Source organism: Marinimicrobium sp. LS-A18 (assembly GCF_000463525.1).
GTDB lineage: Bacteria > Pseudomonadota > Gammaproteobacteria > Pseudomonadales > Cellvibrionaceae > Marinimicrobium > Marinimicrobium koreense.
In genome coordinates, this window is sequence record NZ_AWEP01000006.1 from 319996 (window position 1) to 344892 (window position 24897).

At 58.7% G+C, this 24897-nt stretch carries 21 protein-coding genes and 1 tRNA gene; 16 read left to right on the forward strand and 6 right to left on the reverse strand.

Annotated elements, in window-relative coordinates; translation table 11 throughout:
- Positions 1-118: 118 nt before the first annotated feature.
- The gene (gene yihA / locus N645_RS0112740) at positions 119-772 is read right to left on the reverse strand and encodes a ribosome biogenesis GTP-binding protein YihA/YsxC (RefSeq protein WP_024461901.1); all 654 of its coding nucleotides are present in this window, start codon (positions 770-772) and stop codon (positions 119-121) included.
- 176 nt (positions 773-948) lie between these two features.
- On the opposite strand from yihA, the gene N645_RS0112745 reads away from it, so the two are divergent.
- The 8 genes from N645_RS0112745 to N645_RS0112780 all read left to right on the forward strand — a co-directional run bounded on the left by N645_RS0112745 (position 949) and on the right by N645_RS0112780 (position 9486).
- Positions 949-1629 carry a cytochrome c gene (locus N645_RS0112745; protein WP_024461902.1) on the forward strand — a complete coding sequence of 227 codons (681 nt, stop codon included), beginning with the start codon at positions 949-951 and terminating at the stop codon, positions 1627-1629.
- 91 nt (positions 1630-1720) lie between these two features.
- The gene (locus N645_RS0112750; RefSeq protein WP_024461903.1) at positions 1721-2359 is read left to right on the forward strand and encodes a thiol:disulfide interchange protein DsbA/DsbL; all 639 of its coding nucleotides are present in this window, start codon (positions 1721-1723) and stop codon (positions 2357-2359) included.
- A gap of 152 nt (positions 2360-2511) precedes the next feature.
- Positions 2512-4089, forward strand: a complete 1578-nt coding sequence (locus N645_RS0112755; RefSeq protein WP_024461904.1) for a GGDEF domain-containing protein — start codon at positions 2512-2514, stop codon at positions 4087-4089.
- A 63-nt stretch (positions 4090-4152) separates the two neighbouring features.
- Positions 4153-4800 (forward strand): hypothetical protein, encoded by a 648-nt coding sequence (locus tag N645_RS0112760; protein ID WP_024461905.1) that lies wholly within the window; start codon positions 4153-4155, stop codon positions 4798-4800.
- 17 nt (positions 4801-4817) lie between these two features.
- Positions 4818-7139: a bifunctional diguanylate cyclase/phosphodiesterase gene (locus N645_RS0112765; RefSeq protein WP_024461906.1), complete on the forward strand. Its 2322-nt coding sequence runs from the start codon at positions 4818-4820 to the stop codon at positions 7137-7139.
- The gene (locus N645_RS0112770; RefSeq protein ID WP_024461907.1) at positions 7136-7996 is read left to right on the forward strand and encodes a DUF3034 family protein; all 861 of its coding nucleotides are present in this window, start codon (positions 7136-7138) and stop codon (positions 7994-7996) included. The genes N645_RS0112765 and N645_RS0112770 overlap by 4 nt, the downstream gene beginning before the upstream one ends.
- Entirely contained in the window at positions 7996-8412 is a 417-nt protein-coding gene (locus tag N645_RS0112775) for a group 1 truncated hemoglobin (protein WP_024461908.1), read from the forward strand. The genes N645_RS0112770 and N645_RS0112775 overlap by 1 nt, the downstream gene beginning before the upstream one ends.
- 84 nt (positions 8413-8496) lie before the next feature.
- Positions 8497-9486 (forward strand): GTP-binding protein, encoded by a 990-nt coding sequence (locus N645_RS0112780; protein WP_024461909.1) that lies wholly within the window; start codon positions 8497-8499, stop codon positions 9484-9486.
- Positions 9487-9601: 115 nt separating this feature from the next.
- Here the strand turns inward: N645_RS0112780 and N645_RS0112785 are convergent, their stop codons facing one another.
- Complete coding sequence (locus N645_RS0112785) at positions 9602-10222, reverse strand: DUF3299 domain-containing protein (RefSeq protein ID WP_024461910.1); 621 nt, start codon at positions 10220-10222, stop codon at positions 9602-9604.
- A gap of 33 nt (positions 10223-10255) precedes the next feature.
- Here N645_RS0112785 and N645_RS0112790 point away from each other — a divergent pair, with 33 nt between their 5' ends.
- The 3 genes from N645_RS0112790 (at position 10256) to N645_RS0112800 (ending at position 14879) form a co-directional block, all read left to right on the forward strand.
- Positions 10256-10993, forward strand: a complete 738-nt coding sequence (locus N645_RS0112790) for an ABC transporter ATP-binding protein (protein ID WP_024461911.1) — start codon at positions 10256-10258, stop codon at positions 10991-10993.
- Position 10994: 1 nt separating this feature from the next.
- Positions 10995-12353: an ABC transporter permease gene (locus N645_RS18490; RefSeq protein WP_024461912.1), complete on the forward strand. Its 1359-nt coding sequence runs from the start codon at positions 10995-10997 to the stop codon at positions 12351-12353.
- 111 nt (positions 12354-12464) lie between these two features.
- Positions 12465-14879, forward strand: a complete 2415-nt coding sequence (locus tag N645_RS0112800) for an acyl-CoA dehydrogenase (protein WP_024461913.1) — start codon at positions 12465-12467, stop codon at positions 14877-14879.
- Positions 14880-15067: 188 nt separating this feature from the next.
- On the opposite strand, the gene N645_RS0112805 is transcribed toward N645_RS0112800, so the two are convergent.
- The 4 genes from N645_RS0112805 to tviB form a co-directional block, all read right to left on the reverse strand.
- A tRNA-Arg gene (locus N645_RS0112805) sits at positions 15068-15144 on the reverse strand.
- Between the two features lie 67 nt (positions 15145-15211).
- Positions 15212-16123: an XrtA system polysaccharide deacetylase gene (locus N645_RS0112810; protein ID WP_024461914.1), complete on the reverse strand. Its 912-nt coding sequence runs from the start codon at positions 16121-16123 to the stop codon at positions 15212-15214.
- Positions 16124-16257: 134 nt separating this feature from the next.
- Positions 16258-17265, reverse strand: a complete 1008-nt coding sequence (locus tag N645_RS0112815; RefSeq protein ID WP_024461915.1) for an NAD-dependent epimerase — start codon at positions 17263-17265, stop codon at positions 16258-16260.
- Between the two features lie 34 nt (positions 17266-17299).
- Positions 17300-18574 carry a Vi polysaccharide biosynthesis UDP-N-acetylglucosamine C-6 dehydrogenase TviB gene (gene tviB, locus N645_RS0112820; RefSeq protein WP_024461916.1) on the reverse strand — a complete coding sequence of 425 codons (1275 nt, stop codon included), beginning with the start codon at positions 18572-18574 and terminating at the stop codon, positions 17300-17302.
- A gap of 236 nt (positions 18575-18810) precedes the next feature.
- Here tviB and N645_RS0112825 point away from each other — a divergent pair, with 236 nt between their 5' ends.
- The 5 genes from N645_RS0112825 to N645_RS0112845 are packed head-to-tail and all read left to right on the forward strand — an operon-like array spanning position 18811 to position 24609.
- Positions 18811-20220: a TIGR03013 family XrtA/PEP-CTERM system glycosyltransferase gene (locus N645_RS0112825; RefSeq protein ID WP_024461917.1), complete on the forward strand. Its 1410-nt coding sequence runs from the start codon at positions 18811-18813 to the stop codon at positions 20218-20220.
- Between the two features lie 33 nt (positions 20221-20253).
- Positions 20254-20877 carry an XrtA/PEP-CTERM system exopolysaccharide export protein gene (locus tag N645_RS0112830; protein ID WP_081666122.1) on the forward strand — a complete coding sequence of 208 codons (624 nt, stop codon included), beginning with the start codon at positions 20254-20256 and terminating at the stop codon, positions 20875-20877.
- A 15-nt stretch (positions 20878-20892) separates the two neighbouring features.
- Positions 20893-22407 (forward strand): XrtA system polysaccharide chain length determinant, encoded by a 1515-nt coding sequence (locus tag N645_RS0112835; protein WP_024461919.1) that lies wholly within the window; start codon positions 20893-20895, stop codon positions 22405-22407.
- 15 nt (positions 22408-22422) lie between these two features.
- Positions 22423-23247, forward strand: a complete 825-nt coding sequence (locus tag N645_RS0112840) for a CpsD/CapB family tyrosine-protein kinase (protein WP_024461920.1) — start codon at positions 22423-22425, stop codon at positions 23245-23247.
- A 45-nt stretch (positions 23248-23292) separates the two neighbouring features.
- Positions 23293-24609: a hypothetical protein gene (locus N645_RS0112845; RefSeq protein WP_024461921.1), complete on the forward strand. Its 1317-nt coding sequence runs from the start codon at positions 23293-23295 to the stop codon at positions 24607-24609.
- Positions 24610-24897 lie beyond the last annotated feature (288 nt).

Sequence of the window (24897 nt, forward strand, 5' to 3'; positions counted from 1 at the left end):
AATGACCATCGTCTTACAGAACAGACGCAACGATTGCAGTCTTTCATCCGCTTAACTGGCGCCACCCCAAGGGTGCCAGTCATTGCCCCCGGCGGCCGCCCCCTGGTCGCCGGTTTTTTTATGTCCGGGGCTCAGACCCCTCACTTTCCTGTGCAACTTCCTGCACCGGCGTCAGCCATTCGGTCAGCTTGCGCTTCAGGTCGTCCACCCCGGTGCGCTTGAGTGATGAAAAACACTGGGCGGTCACCAGATCGCTCACGCCCGCCGCCTGCATCTGCTTGCGCACGGCCAGCAGGGTGCTGTTGGCCGGCCCCCGCTTGAGCTTGTCCGCCTTGGTCAGCAGGATATGCACCGGCATCTCCACTTCCACAGCCCAGTTGATCATCATGGAGTCAAACTCCTGCATGGGGTGGCGGATGTCCATCAGTAGCACCAGCCCCTGCAGGCAGTCGCGTTCCTGAAGGTACTCGGACAGGTTGCGCTGCCACTCCTCTTTCATGGCCCGGGCGACTTTGGCGTAGCCGTAGCCGGGCAGATCCACCAGGCGCTGGCCTTCGCCCACGCTGAAAAAGTTGATCAGTTGGGTGCGCCCGGGCGTCTTGCTGGTTCGGGCCAGTTTGGAATTGTCAGTCAGGGTGTTGATGGCACTGGATTTGCCCGCGTTGGAACGCCCCGCGAAGGCGACTTCCAACCCGTTCTCCGGTGGACACTGATGAATACTGGGGGCGCTCTGTTCAAATGTGGCGCCGCGGAAGTTGATCTCTGTGGTCATAAAACCCTGCAAAAGCCTGTGTTATCCCATATAATGCGCGGTGCCCCCGTTGGGGCCCCGGCGCGAAAAGTGGCCCTGGGGCCGGGTGGGGCAGCCGATTGTAGCCCGTAGGCGGCCAAATGTCGCCCGAACACTGCGGAGCGGGCCCCACAATAAACGAATTGACAGGTTAGCCAATGAAATATTCAGTGAAGCATTTGCTCCTCGCGCTGGGCGCACTGGTTTTGGTTCCGGGCGCAAGCGCCGCCGGTGACCCGGAAGCGGGCTCCGAAAAAGTGGCTGTATGCGCCGCCTGCCACGGTCAGGATGGTAACAGCCCGGCGCCGAGCTTCCCGAAGCTGGCCGATTTGGGCCAGCCCTATCTGTACAAGCAGCTTCAGGACATCCAGGCCTGGGATAATGCCACCGGAGAGGCCAAGGCCACGACTGGCCGTGAGGTGGTGCAGATGACCGGCATGCTCAAGGGCATGAGCGATCAGGATCTGCAGGATATTGCCGCTTACTATGCCAGTCAGAGCATGCAGTTGAGCGGTGCCCAGGAAATGCAGGTGCAGGTGAACTCGGGCGCTGAAGTTGATGCGCTGGCCCTGGGTGAGCAGATTTACCGCGCCGGCAATCAGGAGACCGGTGTGCCGGCCTGCATGGGTTGCCACGCACCGAATGGTCAGGGTAATGAGCCGGGTGCCTTCCCGCGCCTGGGTGGCCAGTACCCACAGTACATTGAGGCCCAGCTGCGCGCCTTCCGCGCCGGCGACCGTATGAATGATGGTGAGTCGATGATGATGCGTCTGAGCGCCAAAAACCTCAGTGACGCCGAAATCAAGGCGGTGGCGAACTACATCGGCGGCCTGAACTGATTGCACGGCGGGAACTAAATCCGCCGGTTCGGGCTCTGAGTCACGTTGACCGGGCCCGAGCCCTCCGATAATGAATAACGTGGAGCCAACTATGCGCATTGTGTTAGCTGTTCTGGCGATGATGGTATCGCTGACTGCCGTTGCCCAGACCCCCGAGAGCGGAACCGACTATAAAGAAGGCGAGCATTACGAGACCCTGGCCGAGCCGGTTCCCACCAGCACCTCGGACAAGATTGAAGTGGTCGAAGTCTTTGCCTATACCTGTGGCCACTGCTACAACTTCGAGCCGCTGATCCGTGCATGGAAAAAAGAGCAGAAGGATGATGTGGCGGTCGTGCAGACTCCCGCCATGTGGAACGCCACCATGGAGGCCTATGCGCGCGGCTTCTATACCGCCAAGGCCATGGAGCTGCTGGATGAAGTGCATATGGCCGTGTTCACCGCCGTGCATCAGGAGGGCAAACAGTTCCGCAGTGCTGAGCAGTGGGCCGACTTCCTGGAAACCTATGGCGCGGATCGCGAGCGGGTACTGAACACCTTCAACTCGTTTGGCATCACCAGCCAGGTGCGTCAGGCCGACGCCCGGGTTCGCGGTTACAAGATCACCGGCACCCCGGAAATGGTGGTCGACGGCAAGTACCGGGTCAGCTCCAGGATGACCGGCAGCCACAGCGAGATGCTGCGAGTGGTGGACCACCTGGTTGAACAGATTCGCCAGGGAGCGCTCTGAGTTTCAACGCCACTGTCTCGATAGACTGACAACGCCCGCTCCCAGAGCGGGCGTTGTCGTTTCCGGGTCAGGAAAAAGGTCGTTTTGGCCGACAGTGCGGGCGGGGAACGGCTATACTGTCTGGGCAGTTTTCAGCAAACGCGGGATTTTTCATGACCCTCCGAACAACGGACGACGATACCTGGCGAGAAAAGTACCTGGATGCTCTGGACGCCCACGACGCGCTTGAGCGTCAGGCCGATGACCAATACCAGCGACTGCGCCGGGCCCTGGTGCAACTGAGCATTATTGCCGATGGGCAGGACCGCCAGTTGGACGAATTGCTGGATGAGCTGCGCAAAACCCTGCGCGGCGACCAGGCGCTGGAGCGTCTGCCCGAACTGACCGATCGGCTCGACGAGAGCGTCAGAAGTTTTGAGAGCCGAAAAGAGTCCGCCGATGTTGAGATCCTCGACGCCCTGACGTCTCTGGTCAAGCAACTGCAATCCCTGGGGCCACCCCGGGAACTCAAGCGCGAACTGAATCATTACCTCAACCGGTTGCCCATGCGCAGCCAGAAGTTCTCCCTCTTCCCGGCTCTGCTCCAGCAGCTGGCGGACCTGCAGCAACAGGCCCTGACCCTGACCCGGGAAGCCAAGCCCGGCCTCTTGGGCCGGCTGCGGGGTGAGCGGGCGGCGGAGCCGGGCTCAAGCGAATCCCTGTGCGATGAGATCAGTCAGGTACTCGAAGGCCTGATGAATGCCGTGAACACCGAATATATGGGGCCAGAGACTCTGGAGGGCATGATGGTGCGCCTCAAGCAGGGCATCCCGCTGAACCAGTTGCCGGGCTTTCTTGAGGAAGTGCGGGACCTGATCATGCACTCCTGGCTGGCGGCCAACCGGGTGTTTGCCGGCTACCTCAACTCGGTCAACCGGGAGCTGGCGGAGATCGCCTCCCTGATTGATGGTGCGGCCAATAGCCAGGCCAGCCAGCGCGAGGCGGGGCGCAGCCTGTCCGAGCAGATGGCCGAGCGCTGCAAATCCCTGGCCGGTAGTGTCGAGTCCGCCCGTGATCTGGCAGAACTGAAAAGCCAGGTGGCCTCCCAGTTGGGGCAAATCCGCGAAAGTCTGAGTCAATACCAGCGAGCCGAAGCCGACTCGGAGCCGCTCACCGATCAATTGGCCCAGCTTGCCTCCCGGGTCCAGCAGATGGAGCACGAAGCTGAGGAAAACCGGGAGAGTCTCCGTCGTCATCAACACAAAGCGCTGCACGATCCCCTCACACAGTTGCCCAACCGGGAAGCCTACGACGAGCGTTTGGCCCACGAGGTCAAACGCTGGGAGCGCTATGGTCATCCGCTGACCCTGGCGGTCTGCGATGTCGATCATTTCAAGCGGATCAATGATCAGTTCGGTCATCAGGCCGGCGATCGGGTACTCAAGGTGATCAGCAAAGCCATTCGTCGGCGCCTGCGGGAGGTGGACTTCTTTGGTCGCTACGGGGGCGAAGAGTTTGTGATTCTGATGCCGGAAACCCGAGCCCAGGACGCCCTGCAGGTGTTGGATGATGTGCGCGGGGCACTGGCGGATACGGCGTTCAACTATCGCAAAGAGCCCTTGCAGATCACCATCTCCCTGGGTATCTCCGAGTTCAGGGAGGGTGATACCGCCGACCAGGTGTTCGGTCGGGCCGATCAGGCGCTCTACGCGGCCAAGGCCGCGGGTCGCAATCAGTGTCAGATAGGCTAGAATGACGGATTCTGTGCCAGCCGGTTTCCGGTTGGTTATCGGCTTTTGGCCAATGAGGATGTTATGACCCTAATTGCACGGGTAGTGGTGGCGCTTGTGGCCTGGTTACCGGCGGCCGTCATCGCCTCGTCGCTCACCATCACAGTGACCGATGACGGGGGACAGCCACTGGCGGATGCGGTGGTCACCCTCTACGCCGATGACGACCGCTCGAGTACTGAGACGGCCCCCGAGGCGGTCATGGATCAGCGTGATCGCCAGTTCGTCCCCCAGGTGCTGGCCGTGCGCACAGGTACACTGGTGCGCTTTCCCAACAGTGACAACATTCGTCATCATGTGTACTCCTTTTCCCCGGCCAAGCGCTTTGAGCTCAGGCTGTACCACGGCACCACCGCCGAGCCGGTACAGTTTGATCAGCCGGGCAAGGTGGCGCTGGGCTGCAATATTCACGACGCCATGCTCGGCTACATCTATGTGGTGGACAGTGAGCGGTTTGGGGTCACGGGCCCCGATGGGCAATGGACTTTCGACGCGCTGCCGGAGGGCGACCTGGAGGTGCAGATTCAACACCCGCGCCTTGTCGAGCCGTTGACCAGGACTCTCACGATCACTGGAGCGTCCCGGAGCGAGACGATTGCGCTGGATGGGTTACAACCCGATCCCCGTCAGCAAGCGCCACAAACCGATCTCGAGCGGTTGTTTGACCGTTAAGGCCAGGGGCTGATCTGATGCGCACTAGCTACCTCGCCAAAGTCCTGTTACTGCTGCTCGGTCTGGTCCTACTGGTCGAGCTGTCTTCCTATACCGCCACCCGACTGGTGGTACGCGACACCGTGACCGACAATGCCCGCCTCGAGTTACAGCGTGGTGGCGAAGTGTTCGCCGAGTTGATCCAGGCCCGGGCGGAACAGTTGTCCCTGTCGGCGGAGGTGCTCACCGACGACTTCGGCTTCAAGGAGGCAGTGGCGGTGGCCGATGCCCCCACCCTGGTGTCCGCCCTGGAGAACCACGCCGCCCGGATCAATGCCGATATCGCTCTGGTAGCCGATCAGCAGGGCGACCTGGTGGCCAGCACCCAGCCTTTATCCGAGGCCAGTTGGAACTATCTGCGGCGGTACACCCAGGTACAGGAAGCTCGGACCCAACAGCGTTCCCTGATGATTGATGGCCGCCCTTACCAGTTTGTCATCTCCGATGTACGCGCCCCCTTACCCCTGGGTGTGGCGGGCCTGGGCTTTGAAATCGACAACCGGCTGACGGAAACCCTCAAGCGCCTGACCGGTCTGGAAATCTCCTTTGTCAGCCTGGAGGAGGACGGGGCCCGCTATCTGAGCGGCACACTGCCTGGCTCGCAGCGACAGGCATTGCTGGGCTGGTTGAGTGAAAGCTCACCGGCGACCGAAACGGTCATTACCACCGAGCAACACATGACCCTCATGCTGCCAGTGGCGGAGCAACCCACGCCCTTGGCGGCGGTGCTGCAGGTACCCCTGGAACAGGTCATGGCGCCCTTTGCCCGGCTCAACGGCCAACTGCTGTGGATCGCCCTGGGCTTCTCCATCATTGCCGCGCTGCTGGCGGTATTGCTTGCGCGCAGCGTCACCCAGCCGGTGAGCGCGCTGGCCAACGTGGCCCGCCGTATCGCGGGGGGTTACTACGACACGCCGGTGCCGGTGCGCTCCCGGGATGAGCTCGGGGAGCTGGCCCAGGGATTCACCCGGATGCAGAGCGCCATCGCCGAACGCGAGCAACAGATTCTGTATCAGGCCCGGCACGATCAGCTCACCGGCCTGATCAATCGCAGTCAGCTGTTTCCGGAGCTGGAGTCCGCGATAGAAAAAGCCACCTGGTCCGAACAGCGCTTTACCCTGATGGTGCTGGATATTGACAACTTCACCCGGGTGAACGATGCCCTGAGCCCGGAAATGGGCGACCGGGTATTGGCCGAAGTGGGGCGGCGCCTGCTCGATCAGGCCGGCCCGGACGATCGGGTCGCACGCCTGGGCAGCGATGAATTCGCCCTGATGCTCTGGCAGGTCGGCGAGGACGAGGTGCAGACTCGGGCGGAGGCGTTGCTGGAAGGCTTTGCCGACAATATCCAGTTGGACGACCTGCATCTGGGAGTCGACATCAACCTCGGGGTGGTGCTCTATCCGGACGATGGTGACCAGCCTGAGACGCTCCTGCGCCGAGCCAACCTGGCCCTCAATCAGGGCCGCCTGGAACAACAGCGCATTACCCGATATGAAACGGGCTGGGACGAATCCCATCTGCGCCGGCTGGCGTTGTTTGGTGAATTCCGCCAGGCGCTGGAAGACTCGCAGTTGGACGTCTACTACCAGCCCAAACTCTGGCTGGACGACAGCGGCACGCTCGGCGCCGAGGCCCTGGTGCGTTGGCGGCACCCGGAGATGGGCATGATCAACCCGGAGGAGTTTGTCGCGGTGGCCGAAAGCACCGGACAGATTGGCCTGCTCACCCGCTGGGTGCTGCGCCGGGCCATCACCCAGGCCGCCAACTGGTCGGTGCCGGCGCACCTGTCGGTCAACCTGTCGGCACTGGATCTGCTCGATGATGACCTGCCCGATTTTGTCGTCGGTCTGCTGAGCGAGACCGAATTGCCCGCCGAGCGCTTATGTCTGGAAATTACCGAGAGCGCCATCATGCGCGAGGCCGACAAGAGCCTGCACAACCTGGAGCGGTTGCGGGCCCAGGGCATCAGCCTGTCGATTGATGACTTCGGCACCGGCTATTCCTCCCTGTCGCAGTTGAAAAAGCTGCCGGTCTCGGAGCTGAAAATCGACAAATCCTTTATTCTCAACCTGGACCAGAGTGAGGATGACCAGTTGATTGTCCGCTCCACTATCGACCTCGGCCACACCCTGGGCCTGACCATCACCGCCGAAGGGGTGGAGAATCAGGCGATCGAGAAGCTTCTGGTGGCCTTGGGTTGTGATCGGGTTCAGGGTTTTTATTACAGCAAACCGCTGCCGCACCAGGATTTCCTCGACTGGTTGTCCGGTGCCGAGCGTCTGGAGGTCAACGCGTGAGAGTTCGCTACTGTGTACTGCTACTGATGGCCCTGTGCGGAACCGCTGGCGCGGACAGCCAGCGTAGCCAGCTGTTGGCCACCGGTGGCGCTACCACCCTGGAAGGGGCCGCCGGCGGCGGAATTGTACCCATGGCGGTGCTCTCCGGTTACGGCACCCGGGAAGAGCAGGGTGGCACGGTAACGGCCAGCCACGTCAGCACCGGCGACTATTCGTTGTCGGTGCTCGGGGCGAGCTGGAGCTGGCGCAACCGGGTCGAGCTGTCTCTGGCCGAGCAGCGCCTGAGCCACCAGCCTCTGTCCGAACGATTGGGGGTCGGGCCCTCGAGCATTCGCCAGCGGGTTTTCGGGGCCAAAGTACGCCTCCTGGGTGACCTGATTTACACCCGATGGCCCCAACTGAGTCTCGGCGTTCAACACAAAAAAAATCGGGACTTTTTTGTGCCCTCGGCGGCGGGAGCCCGGGATGATTCGGGCACCGATGTATACCTGAGCGCGACCAAACTATTGCTCGGCGGCCTGGCCGGTCGCAACCTGCTGCTCAATGCCACCGCCCGACACAGCAAGGCCAACCAACTGGGGTTGGTGGGCTTTGGCGGTGACCGGAACAACGATGCCGAGTGGTTGGCCGAGGCCTCCGCCGGGGTGTTTATCAACCGCCATTGGCTCGTGGGTGCCGAGTACCGGCAGAAGCCTGACAATCTGTCTTTTATCCGCGAAGATGACTGGCAGACCGCCTTTGTCGGCTGGTTTCCCAACAAACAGATCTCGGTGGTGGGCGCCTACGTCGATCTGGGTGAAGTGGCCAGCTTTCCCGACCAGACCGGCTGGTATCTGTCCGTCCAGGGGAGTTTCTGATGCGAGTGTCTTTATTAGCGCTGGTGCTTTTCCTAAGCGCCTGCACCTCAACCGGCGGTGACCGAACGCTCTACCAGGCCCTCGGTGGCGCTGAAGGCGTGGATGCCATTGTTTACGACCTGATCGTGCGCATCGCCGACGACGAGCGGGTGGTGGACCGTTTTCACAACGTGGATATCAATCGCTTCAAGACCGGTTTGGAAACCTACATCTGCAGCGTCTCCGACGGCCCCTGCGACTACACCGGCGATTCCATGCGGGTGGTGCACGCCGGCCATCAGTACACCGATACCGAGTTCAATACCATCGTCGAGTTGTTGATCGAGGCGATGGAAGCGCAGGGGGTGGCGACGCCGACCCAAAACCGCCTGCTGGCCCGCCTGGCCCAGGACTACGAAGACGTGGTCTATCACTGACGGCGGCCGAACCGGCGATTGCGCTCCGGCCAGAAAGTGTTATAACGTAACATTTTCACGAATGAGCAGGAGCGCGTCCACGCCATGACCACCGCCGTTCCCACCAACATCATCACCGGTTTTCTGGGGGTGGGTAAAACCACCGCCATCCAGCACCTGTTGCGCCACAAACCGGCCGGGGAAACCTGGGCGGTGCTGGTCAATGAGTTTGGCGAAGTCGGCATTGACGGTGCCCTGCTACGCGACGGCGGCGCCCGGGTGCGGGAGGTGCCCGGCGGTTGTATCTGCTGCGTGGCGGGCCTGCCCATGACCGTGGCGCTCAATCAACTGTTGGGGCGGGAGCGCCCGGACCGGCTGTTGATAGAACCCACTGGTTTGGGACATCCGGCCCAGATCATGTCGACACTGACCGGCCCCTTTTACCAGCAGGTACTGGACGTGCGGGCGACGGTGACGCTGGTGGACCCGCGTAAGCTGGCCGACAGCCGCTACACCGACAACGAACACTTTCAGGATCAGATCGCCATCGCCGATGTACTGATCGCCAACAAACAGGATCTTTGCGGTGAGTCCGACTGGACGCGATGGGAGGCACTGGCGGCTGGGGCGTCACCGCCCAAGGCCTTGGTCGAGCGGGTGCGCCAGGGCGCCATTGATCCCGCCTGGTTGGAATGCCCGCGTTCGGAGCGGCCGTTACACCACCCGCACCTTCACCAGAACAACCCTCTGAAGGCGCCCACCGCGCCAGTGGAAACCCTGGCCTTTTTACCGGACGGCGAAGTCATGGCCCGGCGAGTCAATCAGGGCCAGGGACATTACAGCGTGGGCTGGGTGTTCCCCCCGGACTGGGAGTTCGACTATGACCGACTGTTCAGTTGGCTCAATGGCTTGAGCGTTGCGCGGGTCAAAGCGGTGATGATTACCGGGGACGGTATATTCAGTTTCAATGGTCAGGACGATGTGGTCAGCGTCAGTGAGCTGGACGAAACCCCGGACAGCCGCATTGAGTTGATTGATGATAAGCCGATTGATGCGGATGAAGTTGAGCGCACGTTGAAATCGCTAGTGGCGTAGGGCAACGGCGGATGCGGGCTTTGCCCTTATCCGCCCTACGCACATCTCGGAGGTTGCGTAGGGCGTGGTAAGCGAAGCGCACCCGCCGTAACCCAACCGTTAAGCGCTCACCCAACTACTCGGTGTACTCCACAATCTCCGCCGCGTCCATCGCATACACCGACAGCGCCATATCATTCTCGGTGCGCTCAAGCTTCAGGGTCCCGGACACCCAAAAAGGCGTGTACAGTGCATCGAGCTGGAAACCCTCCGGGTAGCTCACGAAAATGATCTGATTGGGCGGCGGGGGCGGCACATGAATGCAGGCTCCGTAATACGGCACCAGGAAGAACTCGCGGATGTTCATCTCGTCGTCGAACTCCAACGGCACGATAAAGCCTGGCAAACGGATATCGGTGTTGTCGAATTCCGGCCGGGTGTTGGTGGACACCAGAGCGTCCTCCCAGGTGCGGCCACCCTCGCTGGCGGTGTCGCCCATGGCCTGAGCGATGGCATTTTCGACCTCGCCAGCCAGATCCCGGTCCTGAGGGCGAAGCGACTGGTTTGCGGGGTCTTCCGCCAGCTCCTCATCGCTCAGGTCGCCGTGATCGACGGTGGGCATGGATTCGAGCAGGCGCAGATCCTCCTCCGGCATCAAGTCGGTCCACTCGATGGTTTTCGGGGAATCCGCGAACGAATTGAGAGTCCATAGGACACCGAATATCAATGCCGCGCTCAGGTACCGGGGACGATGCATCTTCTAACAACTCCAACAACAGCTTTCAGGATTATGGACACTGACCACAAAAACACCCCAATGACTCCGGCCATCGCCCTGCGTGATGTGCAATTTGCCTGGCCCGGACAAAACACGCCCGTACTGGATATTCCGGACTTCAGTCTGGCGCCCGGTGAGCGCCTGTTTCTGTACGGTCCCTCGGGCGCGGGTAAAACCAGCCTGCTCAACCTGCTGGCGGGTATTGTCCTGCCACAGCGGGGCGAGGTGACCCTGCTCGGGCAGTCAATGGCCGCGCTTAGCGGTCGCCAACGGGACCGATTCCGGGCCCGACACATCGGGGTGGTGTTTCAACAGTTTAACCTGATTCCTTACCTGACCGTGTTGACCAATGTGTGTCTGGCCGCGCATTTCGCCCGCCGGACACCGGAAGACGGCACCCCGGCGACCCCATCGGACGTCCGGGAGCACGCCCGGGAACTGCTTGGTGCCCTGGGTTTACCCCCGGAAATCGCGGAGCGGCCGGCCAGTACCCTGAGTGTCGGTCAGCAGCAGCGGGTGGCAGTGGCCCGGGCCCTGATTACCCGTCCGGAGATTCTGCTCGCCGACGAACCCAGCTCGGCCCTGGACAGCGACCACCGGGACGCCTTTATGGAGGTGATGCTCCGCCAGGTGGCCGACACCGGCAGTACCCTGATATTTGTCAGCCACGATCGCTCCCTGGCAACCGCGTTCGACCACCAGCAGGATCTGCGTGAGCTGTCCCGGGTATCCATCGGGGAGGAGCTTTGAGATGTTGACTCAGATTGCCCGCGCCAGCCTCTGGAACCGTCGTACCACCGTGGCATTGACGCTATTGGCCCTGAGTATCGGTGTTGCGCTGCTTCTGGGGATCGATCATCTGCGCCATCAGGCCAAGGACAGCTTGCGGCAGACCCTCTCCGGCACCGATCTGATTGTGGGGCCACGAGGAGGCCAGACCAACCTGCTGCTCTATTCGGTGTTCCAGATGGGGCAACCCGGCACCAGCTTGAGCCCGGACGCGTTTGAGCGCCTGGCGCACCACCCGATGGTGGACTGGGCGGTGCCGATTGCGTTGGGCGACGCGGTCCAGGGCTTCCCGGTGTTTGCGACTCACTGGTCCTACTTTGAGCGTTACCGCTATGGCCAGGACCAGCCTCTGGTGTTTGCCGAGGGCCGGCCTTTTGCCGCCCACAGCGATGATCAAGTGGTCCTGGGCGCCGCGGCCGCCCGCGAGCTGGGTTACGGGCTAGGGGATTCGCTGGTGGTGGCCCACGGCAGTGCCGGGGTGAGCTTCACCCACCACGACGATCATCCCATGACCGTGGTGGGCATTCTTGAACCCACCGGTACGCCCGCGGATCGGCGGGTGCATATGACATTGCTTGCCATGGAAGGCTTACATGGGGGTGAATTACCGGATGCTCACGATGACCATAACCATAACCATGACCATGGCCATGGCCATGCAGAGCATGAAACGGCCGGGCACGACGACCATGACCATGGGAGCCATGCCCATCATGATCATCATCAGCAGCACTCTGAGGCACCCGACCAGTCGATGGAGCCGGTGCCGGGCAATATCAATGCGGTACTGCTGGGCCTGAAAAGCCGGCCCATGGTCTTTGCCCTTCAGCGGGAGCTGAACACCGCCCGGGAGGAGCCCATGACCGCGATCCTCCCCGGTGTGGCGCTGACCGAGCTCTGGCAACTGCTGGCGGTCGCGGAAAATCTACTATATCTGATCAGCTTCCTGGTGTTGCTGGCCACGCTGGCGGGGATGATGACCATGCTGCTGGCGTCCATGGGGGAGCGGCGAAGGGAGCTGGCCATACTGCGCACGGTCGGTGCCAGCGGCCTGACCCTGGTGCTGCTGATCGAGCTGGAGGTCGCGCTGATCACTCTGCTCAGCCTGGTGCTCGGAACCCTGTTGCTGATGGCGGGATTGGCGCTCGCCCAGCCCTGGCTGGCCAGTGAGTTCGGATTGTTTATCGCGATTAATCCGATGAGCGCACAGACCGCGTATCTTATGCTGGGCATACTGGGGCTGGCCCTGGTGATGGGGCTGGTGCCGGCGCTGGCGGCTTATCGGCGCGCCCTGGCGGCGGGGTTGAACCCCCGCCAGTAAGCCCGCCCGGCCAGGCACAAAATTGTCCCCAAGGGGATCGTAAATTACGCTATTGTTAGGACTGTGTGGGCCGGAGTTCGAGCCCGACGTTGGAGAATAAGGGAGAAGGTTATGGTTTTGCTGTCCATTGTATTGCTGTTGGTGGTTATCGGTGTGGTCATCTACCGGCGCATTCCGCTGCCGTTGGGCTCCGCTGCGGTGGCCCTGACCTGGTATCTGCTGGGTTATCTGACCCCGGCCTTCTGGTCTCTGTGGCTGGTGGTGCCACTGGCGGCGGTTCTCCTGATTCTCAACGTTCCGGCGCTGCGCCGGCCCCTGTTGTCCAGGCCGGTGTTTCAGGTGCTGGGCAAAGCCATGCCGAGCATGAGCACCACCGAGCGCGAGGCGCTGGAGGCGGGCACCACCTGGTGGGAAAAAGACCTGTTCAGCGGCCGCCCCGACTGGCACGAATTCGCGCAGATCGGTTTGCCCCAACTGACCCAGGAAGAGCAAAGCTTCCTCGATAATGAAGTGGAAGAGCTCTGCGGCATGCTCGATGAGTTCGACATCCACCACAATCGGAAGGATCTGCCGGAGGAGGCCTGGCAGTTCCTGAAAGACAAGGGCTTCCTCGGCCTGATCATCCCCAAAGAGTTTGGTGGTAGAGACTTTGGGCCCTACGCCCAGAGCCGGATCATGAGCAAGATCGCCAGCCGCTCCGGCACCACCGCCGTGACCGCCATGGTGCCCAACTCCCTGGGCCCCGGTGAGCTGTTGATGAAATACGGCACCGACGAACAGAAACAACGCTGGCTCCCCGGGCTGGCCAACGGGACCGAAATCCCCTGCTTTGGCCTGACAGGGCCGGAAGCGGGCTCCGATGCCGGCTCCATTCCCGATGTGGGGATCGTCTGCAAAGGTGAGTTTGAAGGCCAGGAAGTGCTGGGTCTCAAACTGACCTTCAGCAAGCGCTGGATCACCCTTGCACCGGTGGCCACCGTGGTGGGCCTGGCGTTCAAACTGCACGATCCCGACGGTCTGCTGGGTGATTCCAGCAAATCCGACTACGGCATTACCTGTGCCCTGTTGCCCGCCAACCATCCGGGTGTGGAAATCGGCAAACGCCACCATCCCGGCTCGCCCTTTATGAACGGTCCGATCAAGGGCAACGACGTGTTCATTCCCGTGGACTGGATCATTGGTGGTGCGCCGATGGCCGGCAAGGGTTGGCGTATGCTGATTGAATGTCTGGGGGCCGGGCGCGGCATCTCACTGCCGGCACTGGCCACCGCCAGTGGGGAAATGCTCTACCGCACGGTGGGGGCCTACGCCCGCATCCGTCGTCAGTTCAATACCGAAGTGGGCAAGTTTGAAGGGGTGCAGGAAGCGACGGCGGACATCGCCAGTTGCGCCTACACCATGGAAGCCTTCCGTCAGATGGTCACCAAAGGGCTGGAAACCGGCTCACCCTCCGTCATGACCGCCATGGCCAAGTACCATGCCACCGAAATGATGCGCCGGGTGGTCAATCACAGCATGGATGTGGTGGGTGGTCGCGCCATCCAGCACGGCCCGCGCAACTTCCTGGCGTTGCCCTACCAGAGCGTGCCGGTGGCCATCACCGTGGAGGGGGCAAACATTCTGACCCGCTCGCTGATGATCTTCGGCCAGGGCGCCATGCGCTGCCATCCTTACCTGTTCGATGAGCTCCAGGCCATTCAGGCCAGCGATCAGGAACAGGGGCTGAAAGATTTCGACAAACTGTTTATCCGCCACATGGGGCACCTGTTCAGCAACCTGTTGCGGGTCAAACTGTTTGGCATTACCCGCGCCCGGTTCAGCGGGGTGCCGGAGAATGCCAACGAGTTCAGCCGCCGTTGGTACCAGCGCATCAATCTGTTGAGTGCCGGCCTCGCGGTCACCTCGGATATGGCCCTGGGCATTCTCGGTGGCGACCTGAAGCGCCGCGAGCTGCTCTCCGCGCGACTGGGTGATGTGCACAGCCAGCTGTTTATCGCCTGTGCCATTCTGAAATACCATTCAGCCCATGCCCGTACCGATGAAGAAGATGCGCACGCCGACTACGCCTTGCGTCACGCCCTCTACACCGCCCAGGAAGCGCTGTACGACTTCTACCGCAACTTCCCGAAACGCACCCTGGCCTGCGGACTCAAGTGGATGGTGTTCCCCCTCGGGCGGGTGCTCACCAAGCCCGACGACAACGCCATCCGCACGCTCGGCGGCTTGATCCTGGAAGACAACCCGGTGCGCAAAGCCTTCCGCCCGTTTGTGTATGAAAACGATAAGGCCGACGACCCCATTGGCCGGGTGGAAACCACCTACCAGATGTTGCTGTCACTGGAGCCCACCTGGAGCACCTTTGTTCGCGCCCAGGCGAAAGGGGAGCTGACCGGGGAAACACTGGATGAGCGACTGGATGATGCCGCCGCGAAAGGCCTGATCCGCAACGAGGATATCGCCCGGCTCAAAGAGTACGATGCAAAACGCTACGATTGCCTGCTCACCGACGCGTTCGATAAGCTGTAGAAAGACGACGAAAGGTTTCTTCTGGTGGCGGATGCGCGCTTGCGCGCTCCGATGCGTCGGACCGATCCGCCCTACGGGGAGGCTCGCAAGGTTTGCGTAGGGCGGATAAGGGCGAAGCCCGCATCCGCCGTAAATTATACTTTCCCCAAAACAAAAAAGCCCGAGCGCTAGCTCGGGCCTCTTTAATGTGGCGCACCTGGCAGGATTTGAACCTGCGACCAACGGCTTCGGAAACCGCTACTCTATCCAACTGAGCTACAGGTGCGTGTTCTGCGGGCCCAACACCCGAAGAGGGGCGGATTTTACATAAGCGAGCGGCGTTCGTCTATCCATCAGGCCGTGGTTGGCGCTTTTTCGCCTTCCAGATCCCGTAAATCCAGCGTCTTGGCCAGCTTCACCGTTCCCAGACTCTCACTCATGGTCCCGAACGGAAAGTCCGTCAGCATCCGCTCCAGTCGCGGCAGGCAGCGATGCAGGTTGGTGTAGTGACGAAACCGCGAGAACCAGCGGGCGTTGGGGATCCGGGGTTGCTCCGGGTCGATCTCCCAGGGGTGGAGGTAAAAGATCTGCGGTTTCTGGCCACCGTTGCTGGCCTTGCGGAACAGCCAGCGGGATAGGGCATAGGGATATTGGCGGAAATAACCTCCGCCGGCTGCGGGCACCGCCTGACCCAGCACTTTGGCGGTGGTCAGCGGAAACTCGGTCAATTCGGCACCGCTGGACGTAATGATTCGGTAGGGCTCTTCAGGGCTGCCCGGAATACCGTAGTTATCATGTCGGGTCGGGAAAATACTGGAATCCCAGGTAAAACCCAGCTCTGCCAGGATATCCAGCGCCCAGAGCGATTGACGGGTGATGGAGTAGCTCGCCGCCCGATAGCCGGTCACCGGCTGACCAGTGAGGTCCTCCAGAATGCGCTTGGAGCGGGAGGTTTCCTCCCGGAACAGTTCGGGAGTCTGGGTGTAAATCAGCCGATGACTGTAGCCGTGGGAGGCGATTTCATGGCCCTGGGCGTGAATCCGCTTGACCAGCTCCGGGTGCCGTTCGGCCACCCAGCCGAGAATGAAAAAGGTGATTTTGATACCCGCCTCATCGAACAGCTGGAGGAGCCGATCGGTATTGGCTTCAACCCGCGACGGCCAGTGCTCCCAGTCCTCGGGTTTGACCACGTCAAAGAAAGCGGCGACCTGGTAGTAGTCTTCGACGTCGACGGTCATGGCGTGGGTGACGGGAGATCGTTCCATGTAGCACCTTCTCAACAAGGCGGAAAACTTGGGTTACGGCGGATGCGGCCGTTGGCCTTATCCGTCCTACGCCTACTGCTGTGGGTTGTGTAGGGCGGATAAGCGCGTAAGCGCGCATCCGCCGTCACCCAACATTAAACCTGATAATAATCCCGATACCAACGCACAAAATTCTCAATACCCACTTCCACCGGCGTGCTCGGCTTGTAATCCACATCCTCGATCAGCGCGTCCACATCGGCGTAGGTATCCGGCACATCGCCCAACTGCAGTGGCAACAGGTTCTTCTCCGCCTTCTTGCCCAGGCAGTCTTCCAGCACCTCAATATACCGCAGCAGCTCCACCGGGCTGTTACTGCCGATGTTGTAAAGGCGGTAGGGCGCCTTGGACGTGGCGGGGTCCGGCTGATCACCGCTCCAGTCCGGGTTGGCTGGGGCCACATGATCGAGGGTACGGATCACGCCCTCGACGATATCGTCAATGTAGGTGAAATCCCGACGATGGTGGCCGTAATTGAACACGTCGATCGGCTCGCCAGCCAGAATCTTGCGGGTGAAAATGAACAACGCCATATCCGGGCGTCCCCAAGGGCCGTACACGGTGAAGAAGCGCAGCCCGGTGGTGGGAATGCCGAACAGGTGGCTGTAGGTATGGGCCATCAGCTCGTTGGACTTTTTGCTGGCGGCGTAAAGGCTCACCGGGTGGTCCACGTTGTTGTGCACCGAGAAGGGCATCGCCGTATTGGCGCCGTAGACCGAGCTGCTGGAGGCATACACCAGGTGCTCGGTGCCGAAGTGCCGACAGCCCTCCAGGATATTGATGAACCCGGTGATGTTACTGTCGATGTAGGCCTGGGGGTTTTCCAGAGAGTAACGCACCCCGGCCTGGGCCGCCAGATTGACCACCCGGTCGGGCTTGTGATCCTTGAACACCTGATCAATAGCGGCCTTGTCCTGCAGGTCCGCCCGGATATCGGTAAAACCCTTATGGGGGGTAACCCGCGCCAGGCGGGCTTTCTTGATGTTCACATCGTAGTAGTCATTGAGGTTATCGACCCCAATCACCTCATCGCCCCGCTCCAGCAATCGCAAGGCCAGATGGTTGCCAATAAAGCCGGCGGTGCCGGTAACCAGTACTTTCATGTCAGATCTCTGTTGTTAAGTAAGGAGATGATGATTACAGGCGTCCGTCCACCTTATCCTTGGGCAGAATGTGTTTTACATCGTAAAGAACGTGACCAGGCTTGCCCAGCGCGCGAATCGCCTCAGGACCCATGGCGCGGAACTCCTGATGGCCCACGCACAGAATGATGGCATCGTAATGGCCGGGTTTGGGGGCGGACACGAGCTTGAGGCCATATTCATGTTCGGCCTCTTCCTGGTCGACCCACGGGTCGTACACATCCACATTCGAGTGGTATTCCTGGAACTCTTCAATGATATCCACTACCCGGGTGTTGCGAAGATCCGGGCAGTTCTCCTTGAAGGCCAACCCCATGATCAGCACGTTGGCGTCCACCAGGTGCAGCTTCCGCTGGGTCATCATCTTGACCACCGAGGCGGCGATAAAGTGGCCCATCCCATCGTTGATGCGCCGGCCGGCCAAAATCACCTCTGGATTGTACCCGACCTGCTGCGCCTTGTGGGTCAGGTAATAAGGGTCCACACTGATACAATGCCCGCCCACCAGGCCGGGCCGAAACGGCAGAAAGTTCCATTTGGTACCTGCGGCCTCCAGTACCTCGAGGGTATCGATACCCAGCCGGCTGAAAATCAGAGAGAGCTCGTTCACCAGGGCGATATTGATATCCCGCTGGGTGTTCTCAATAACTTTGGCAGCCTCAGCCACCTTGATGCTGCTGGCTTTGTGGGTGCCCACGGTGACTACCCGGCGGTACAGCGCGTCGACATAGTCCGCCGCTTCCGGGGTGGAGCCGGAGGTCACTTTGACAATGTTGTGTACTCGGTGCTCTTTATCGCCAGGGTTGATTCGTTCCGGGCTGTAGCCGGCAAAAAAATCGCGGTTGAAGGTCAGCCCGGAGCCCCGCTCGATGATGGGGACGCAAACCTCCTCGGTACAGCCGGGATAAACCGTGGACTCAAAGATGACCAGGCTGTTTTTTCCGATGACGCGCCCCAACAGCTCGGAGGCCTTCTCGAGAGGAGTAAGATCGGGTTGCTTGCTGTCGTTGATGGGTGTCGGAACCGTCACAATGTAGACGTTGCAGGCTTTGATGTCGTCTTCGTCAGAAGTGAAGCTCAGCCATTCGGCGGCGTGAAGCGCCTCCGGGGCGACTTCCTGAGTGTGATCCCGACCGCTTTTCAGCTCGGCAATCCGCTTTGGACTGATATCAAACCCTCGGGTCTGAACTTGCTTTCCAAATTCGGCCGCCAGGGGCAAGCCGACATAGCCTAGGCCGATAACGCAGACAGTGGGTTCGGTAGCGAACATAAGGCATTTTCCTTGAGCAAACGGGTATATCCTGCGCGTGTCAGGCACGCTTTTGACGCTTTAACTTAGCATATTTTCAAGGTTCAAAGCTAAATTGCCGGAGGACCTTTTTAACTGTCGGAAATCTTGTCACTTTTGTGGTCAAAAAGCCGTTGTGAGCGGTCGAGAAACTCCTTGAAAACCCGCTATAATGAGTTGCTTCCAGTTCAAAACACACCCTTAAAAGGACGCGGGTCTTGTCTTACATTCGGTTGAATAAACACTACATCCATTTGCCCTACGTGTTCCTGGGAGCCGTGGAGTTTTTACTGCTCCTCGGCGCGGCTTGGGCGGCGCGGATCTGGTATCTTCAACTGAACAGTCTGGCCCCGTTATGGACCGAGTCCTGGGCGCCCGAGTTTCTCTTTGCAGTGGTCTTGAGCTTTTGTACGCTCTCTATGGGGATTTATCCCGCCCTGGTACGCGAGGGCTATTCAAGCATGGTGCTGCGCACTCTGGTCAGTTTTTTCCTGCTGGCAAGCCTGGCTCTGTTTGCCTTAGCCGTTTTTACGCCAGAGGGATTTTTACCGCAGGGGGTGGTGTTCTGGGGGGTCATCTTCTCAACGGCTCTGGTTCTGCTGACCAGGGCCGTTTTCCTTAAGTTGGTTGATACCAAGGAGCTTAAGCGCCGGGTAATCATCTATGGAGCAGGCTCCCGCGCCCAGCAGCTGTTGGACAACCTGGCTCCGGAAAAAGACGTGATTGGGGTGCAGGTGATAGGCTGCATTCCCGGTGAGCAGGAGACTCCAGTGGTCGATCAGGCGCTGATCATGCCTGTTCCCAAAGACTGGCTTGGCTTTGTGAAGGCGCACCGAATCTCTGAAATAGTCGTATCTCCGGATGAGCGACGTCAGCGCGAGGGCGGCGGGTTCCCGCTGAATGAGCTGATCGACTGCAAGTTGGCAGGCGTTTCCAGCAGCGATGCGCTGGCCTTCTGCGAACGTGAGCTGTGTAAAGTGGATATCAGCCTGCTCAAGCCGAGCTGGATGCTTTTCTCGGATGGATTCAAGTATTCAAAGCGTCGCTCGATTGCAAAGCGGTTATTCGATGTTGGCCTTGCGTCGATCTTCTTCTTGATGTTGTGGCCGTTTATGCTCCTGACCGCAGCGGCCATTTTACTGGAAAGTGGGCGGCCAGTTTTGTATTTCCAGGAGCGGGTAGGGCTCAATGGCAGAACGTTCAGGATCTACAAGTTCAGGAGCATGTGCCAGAATGCCGAGAAGGAGGGAAAAGCCGTTTGGGCTCAGAAAAACGACAGTCGGGTAACCCGGGTCGGTGCTTTTATCCGGAACACTCGTTTAGATGAGCTCCCTCAGTTATACAATGTGCTGAAGGGAGATATGAGTTTTGTGGGCCCTAGACCCGAGCGACCTGAATTTGTTCGGGACCTTGCAGAACAAATTCCGTTCTACGAGATGCGCCATAAGGTTAAGCCGGGGCTCATGGGGTGGGCTCAGCTAAAGTACTCCTATGGTGCATCCGTAGATGATGCCCGAAATAAGCTGCAGTACGATTTATATTACACCAAGAACCACAGTTTTCTGATGGACATGCTGATCATGATTCAAACGGTCGAAATTGTTCTTCTGGGTAAAGGTGTCCACTGATGCTGTATGAAAATTTCAAGGGGATTTGGCACCATGAATAACGTGTTGCGTTCAAAATTCGGTATCGGCCTGTTTGCATTATTTATCTTCGCGCTATCGGCCTGTTCTAACAAACCAGTGGCACCGCCGCCCCAGAGTAGTGGTGTACTGGATGAATATCGTATCGGTGTCGGTGACTCTCTTCGCATCAATGTCTGGCGCAATGCAGAGCTGTCCAGTGACGTTCCCGTCCGGCCGGATGGCATGATCTCCTTGCCGTTGATTGGGGATATCAAAGCGGCCAGTCGCACCACGGAAGAGTTGGCGAGCGAGTTGACTGAAGCGCTTACCACATACGTGCGAAATCCGCAGGTAACAGTCATCGTCACTAACCCCAGCAGTTCTGACTTTCAGCGCCGGGTGCGGATTACTGGAGCGGTACAGAGTCCTCAGTCAATGCCCTATCGAGAGGGCATGACGGTACTGGACCTGGTTCTGATGGCGGGTGGTCCGAACGAGTTTGCTTCGGCGAACAAAGCAAAGTTGTACCGCCGGGTCGATGGCGAAGTCAAAGTGTACCCCATCTATCTGCGTGACCTGATCGAGAAAGGACAGGTACAGACCAACTATCCTCTGCAGCCGTCGGATATCGTGACGGTTCCGGAGAGGGCGTTTTAACGTCGGGATTTCTTTATGGATAAAACCTTCATCATTGACCTACTCAAATCGCTGAAGTTCGAAGCCATTCGATTTCGCGTGTGGGTGGTTCTGTTGTTTATCGCTGTATCATTCGGCCCTCTGGTTGTGGGCTACCTTTGGCCAAACACTTATACCACTCAGGCCACTCTGTATGCTGATGAGACCAATATTATTGAGCCTTTGCTCAAAGGAAGGGCTTCGGTTACCAGTATCGATCGATCAAAACAGGCTCAGGAAACCCTGTACACCCGTCGCGTTCTCGAAAAAGCAGCTGAAGAGGCCGGGCTGATTACGCCACAATCCTCGGAAGACGTTCGGGCGAGTGCGGTTCGCCGGTTACGCAGCGGTCTTACAGTCCGGCCGGATGGATCAAACCTGTTCAGAGTCAGTTATAGCTCCAATAACCCTGACACCGCGTTTTCGGTACTCAATAGTGTTGTCAATGTGTTCATTCAGGATACGGCACGACGCAAGCGGGAAGAAAGCGTCGGAGCGTTCAATTTCATTGATGGCCAGGCAGAATCCTACCGTCGCCAGCTGGAGTTGGCCGAGCAGAAACTGAAAGAGTTTCGGTCCCAGAATACCGACGGCACTGAAGGCCAGGTAACGGCGCGAATCAATCAGTTGAGAAACGATATTGAAAGTTTGAAGCTGGAAATAGAGGACTCAGAATCCCGAATTGCGTCCATTGAGGAGCAACTGAGTCAGGAAAGTCGTTATCAGGTGGCCAAGGGTCAGGCAGAACGGATGCGAGAGCGGCGCAGAGAGCTGGTTCGGCAGCTTGACCAGCTGCGGATGAGTTACCAGGATAGCTATCCGGATGTCGTATCGGTTCGGCAGCAGATTCAGGACCTGGATGAGGAGATCGCGGCGTTGGAATTTGCCGGAGAGTCCTATAGCGTTGGCGAGGCGGTAGAGAACCCGCTGTACGAAGAACTGCGCAAGCGTCAATCGGCCGTGGAAGTAGAGCTCACGGCCCAGAAGCGCCGAATGGAGTCCCTGGAGATGATGTTGGAGCGGGAATACGATCGGGCCGAGAGGGTGGCGGCAAACCAGGCCGAGCTGTCGGAGCTGACCCGGGATCTGGACGTGATACGGGACATCTACAACGAAATGTTACAACGGAAAGAATCCGCCCGCCTTTCAATGACCTTGGACATTGAAGGGCAAGGCGTGACGTATAAAATACAGGATCCCCCAGCCTTTCCTCTGGAGCCGTCCGGGCTGCGCTATGTGCATTTTGCCTTGGTGGGGCCATTTCTCGGATTCATGGCGCCACTCGGGTTGTTGTTCATGTATGTATTTATTGATCCACACTACCGATCCGCCCGGACCCTGCAGCAGCAGATGCCGGAGGGCGTTGACCTGATCGGTGTGATTCCACACTATCATACTCCTTTGGCATCCCGCTTACTGCGTAAGGATATGGTTCTTCTGCTGGGGTTGTGCATACTGGCAATGGCGGCTTATGTGGGCTTGTCCATTACATGGTATGACGTCAAAAATTGATGCAGGGAGTTCGAGATGAATGAGAAGCGCGTGGGGTCAGATACCCATCAGTCCGCAAAGCCGGAACTCGAGTTGCGAGCATTTGTTGAGAGGATCGAAACTGTGAAAGATGATCATCCACAAGATCCTCTGATTCGAAGTGCGGTTTCAGAGCATCGTAAACGAGAACAGATCAAGAGTATGGCCACTCCTGTAATCTGGACGCAGGATGAGCTTTACGAGAAGAAAGTGGTGTTCACAGGAATGCGCCAGCGAGAATTGCTTAACGCGTTTAGGGAAGTTCGGATCCGGATTTTGCAGAAAAGCAAAACAGACAATGTGGTTATTCTGGTTGCGTCAATTACTGACGGCGGAGGAGGCAGCTTTGTCTCGTTCAATCTGGCGGCCACCTTCGCATTGGATCGTCATAAAACGGCTCTGTATGTCGATTGTAACCCCTACAAGTCCTGTGCGGATCAGTACACTGTTACACCTATTGAAGCAGGGCTGACTCAGTATCTAAACGACTATACGGTGCCTTTGAAGCATATTATCTACCCTTCGGGCGTTGAGCGCCTACGTGTGATTCCATCCGGAAAAGGTAGTGAGTCTGCTGCTGAATTTTTTAATTCCAAGCGAATGGAAGTATTGATATCAGAAATCAAGACACGATACCCGGACCGGTTTATTGTGCTTGATGCTCCGCCTGTTCAGACCTCTACCGAAGCGCGTATTCTGTCGCAGTATTGTGACCATGCTTTACTCGTGGTGCCCTTTGGAAAAACGACGCAGTCGGATGTTCTGTCGGGTATTGATGCTGTCGGTCGAGACAAGTTTCTGGGTTTAATCTTCAACCATTAATCGAGCGCCTGTTCTGTTATAGGGCTGTTTAAAAGGAGTTGTACGATGACTACGTGTACTGTCTACCGATGGTTACCGACATTCCGTCGTTTCACTCCTTGGCTGATGCTCAGCGTCATCTTCGCGTATAACTTCTCTCACGCGAAAGGGACTCTGGATGCCAGTATCCGGATTGATAGCGCACACTCGGACAACGCCAGAAAGGCCTCTGAAAACCCGGTCTCCGAGCGCCAGGATGAGGCGTCGCTTCAAATTGGCGGTGAATACGAGAACAGCATTCTTCAGCTCACTGGAGGGTATCAGGCCAGTGAGAGGCGATTCGACAAGGGATCGCAGGAAGATCGAAGTCTTTTGGAGGGTAGCGGTGAACTGACTGTGGGGAAACCTTACCACCCTGCCGATCTGGTGCTGAGGCACAGTCGTCGTATGGTCTTGAATGCCCCGGATGAGCTGGACTTGATCAGTAATAATGATGAGCGGGAAATCGTGAGTGCGATACCGCGCATTCGGTGGCAACTGACAGGAGCCGACCTATTGATGGCTCAAGGTAATCTGACCGCCGTGGAATACCGCTTCCGTCCCGAGCGGGATTCCACACGTTCCGGTGGTAGCCTGATTTGGTTGAGGGATCTCTCCCAAACCGACCAGTTAAGGTGGACGGCGCAGATATCCGATGTGGAATTTGATGCCGTGCCCTCAGCGGATTACCGCTACGAATCCCTGGATGCAGCGTACCTGGTGGACCTGCAACGACTGAGCTACCAAGTTCAGGTTGGCTATAACCAGACGGAATCTCAGCAAGACGACGGTTTTGGCAGCCCGACATACCATTTGCAAGCTACTTATGAAGCCGGTTTGAGTGAGTGGGAGCTCAGTGTGCAACGCTTTATCACCGATAACTCTACCGGTGACGGTAATGTCGGTGATTTTGGCGGATTTGACCCCGGAGATTCTTCCGCTGGAAATCTGGATCAACTTGAGAGAACACGCGCTCAGCTTCGTTGGCAAGGCGAGCAGTTGTGTGAACGCTGCACGTTGAGCCTGTCGATATACCACCAATCGGACGATTACAGAGTCGAAACCGAAGACCGGTCGGAACGAGGCGGACGGATCGGGTTCGGGTATGCCTTGAGCCGCAGGGCGACTCTGGACGTGTCCTGGCATCGGCGGGAACACCGCTTTGAGGAGGTTGTGGCCCGTAGCGATTATCAGCAGGAAACGCTCTATGGAGGGATCGCTTATCGCTTCGCGTCCGGGCTCGAGTGCGATCTCTACGTGCGCGAAGAAGATCGTCGTTCGGACCAGGGCGGCCGTGGATATGCGGAAACCCGGGGCGGCATTGGCATAGGTTATACGTTTTAGCTTCTGTATGAGACGGCGAAGGCATTATGGCGGGTACTTCTACATTCGAGTATTCCTAAAAGATCTAACAAGAAATGTTTTTAATTTAAATCCATTCCATATAACGGGAAGTTCTAGGCACCGCTGTTTATAGCTTGACGCTTCTTCACCTTTTTTGTGTACCAGCTCTCGTATTATAAAAAAACTTGTTTTTAGTCATGATTTTGCATGAGTCCAATGGTAAAAAGTGCGTAAGGATTTTCGACGGGATGGAGATTTAAACCACTTTTTACGAATCGGCCTTCGGCC

Bases quoted from the DNA above. Each gene is read 5' to 3' on its own strand.
- N645_RS0112750 (WP_024461903.1), top strand. From the start codon at position 1,721: ATGCGCATTGTGTTAGCTGTTCTGGCGATGATGGTATCGCTGACTGCC.
- N645_RS0112845 (WP_024461921.1), top strand. From the start codon at position 23,293: ATGACTACGTGTACTGTCTACCGATGGTTACCGACATTCCGTCGTTTC.
- yihA (WP_024461901.1), bottom strand. From the start codon at position 772: ATGACCACAGAGATCAACTTCCGCGGCGCCACATTTGAACAGAGCGCC.
- N645_RS18490 (WP_024461912.1), top strand. From the start codon at position 10,995: ATGTTGACTCAGATTGCCCGCGCCAGCCTCTGGAACCGTCGTACCACC.
- N645_RS0112815 (WP_024461915.1), bottom strand. From the start codon at position 17,265: ATGAAAGTACTGGTTACCGGCACCGCCGGCTTTATTGGCAACCATCTG.
- N645_RS0112800 (WP_024461913.1), top strand. From the start codon at position 12,465: ATGGTTTTGCTGTCCATTGTATTGCTGTTGGTGGTTATCGGTGTGGTC.
- N645_RS0112840 (WP_024461920.1), top strand. From the start codon at position 22,423: ATGAATGAGAAGCGCGTGGGGTCAGATACCCATCAGTCCGCAAAGCCG.
- N645_RS0112760 (WP_024461905.1), top strand. From the start codon at position 4,153: ATGACCCTAATTGCACGGGTAGTGGTGGCGCTTGTGGCCTGGTTACCG.
- tviB (WP_024461916.1), bottom strand. From the start codon at position 18,574: ATGTTCGCTACCGAACCCACTGTCTGCGTTATCGGCCTAGGCTATGTC.
- N645_RS0112810 (WP_024461914.1), bottom strand. From the start codon at position 16,123: ATGGAACGATCTCCCGTCACCCACGCCATGACCGTCGACGTCGAAGAC.
- N645_RS0112790 (WP_024461911.1), top strand. From the start codon at position 10,256: ATGGACACTGACCACAAAAACACCCCAATGACTCCGGCCATCGCCCTG.
- N645_RS0112785 (WP_024461910.1), bottom strand. From the start codon at position 10,222: ATGCATCGTCCCCGGTACCTGAGCGCGGCATTGATATTCGGTGTCCTA.
- N645_RS0112765 (WP_024461906.1), top strand. From the start codon at position 4,818: ATGCGCACTAGCTACCTCGCCAAAGTCCTGTTACTGCTGCTCGGTCTG.
- N645_RS0112775 (WP_024461908.1), top strand. From the start codon at position 7,996: ATGCGAGTGTCTTTATTAGCGCTGGTGCTTTTCCTAAGCGCCTGCACC.
- N645_RS0112830 (WP_081666122.1), top strand. From the start codon at position 20,254: ATGAATAACGTGTTGCGTTCAAAATTCGGTATCGGCCTGTTTGCATTA.
- N645_RS0112780 (WP_024461909.1), top strand. From the start codon at position 8,497: ATGACCACCGCCGTTCCCACCAACATCATCACCGGTTTTCTGGGGGTG.
- N645_RS0112835 (WP_024461919.1), top strand. From the start codon at position 20,893: ATGGATAAAACCTTCATCATTGACCTACTCAAATCGCTGAAGTTCGAA.
- N645_RS0112745 (WP_024461902.1), top strand. From the start codon at position 949: ATGAAATATTCAGTGAAGCATTTGCTCCTCGCGCTGGGCGCACTGGTT.
- N645_RS0112755 (WP_024461904.1), top strand. From the start codon at position 2,512: ATGACCCTCCGAACAACGGACGACGATACCTGGCGAGAAAAGTACCTG.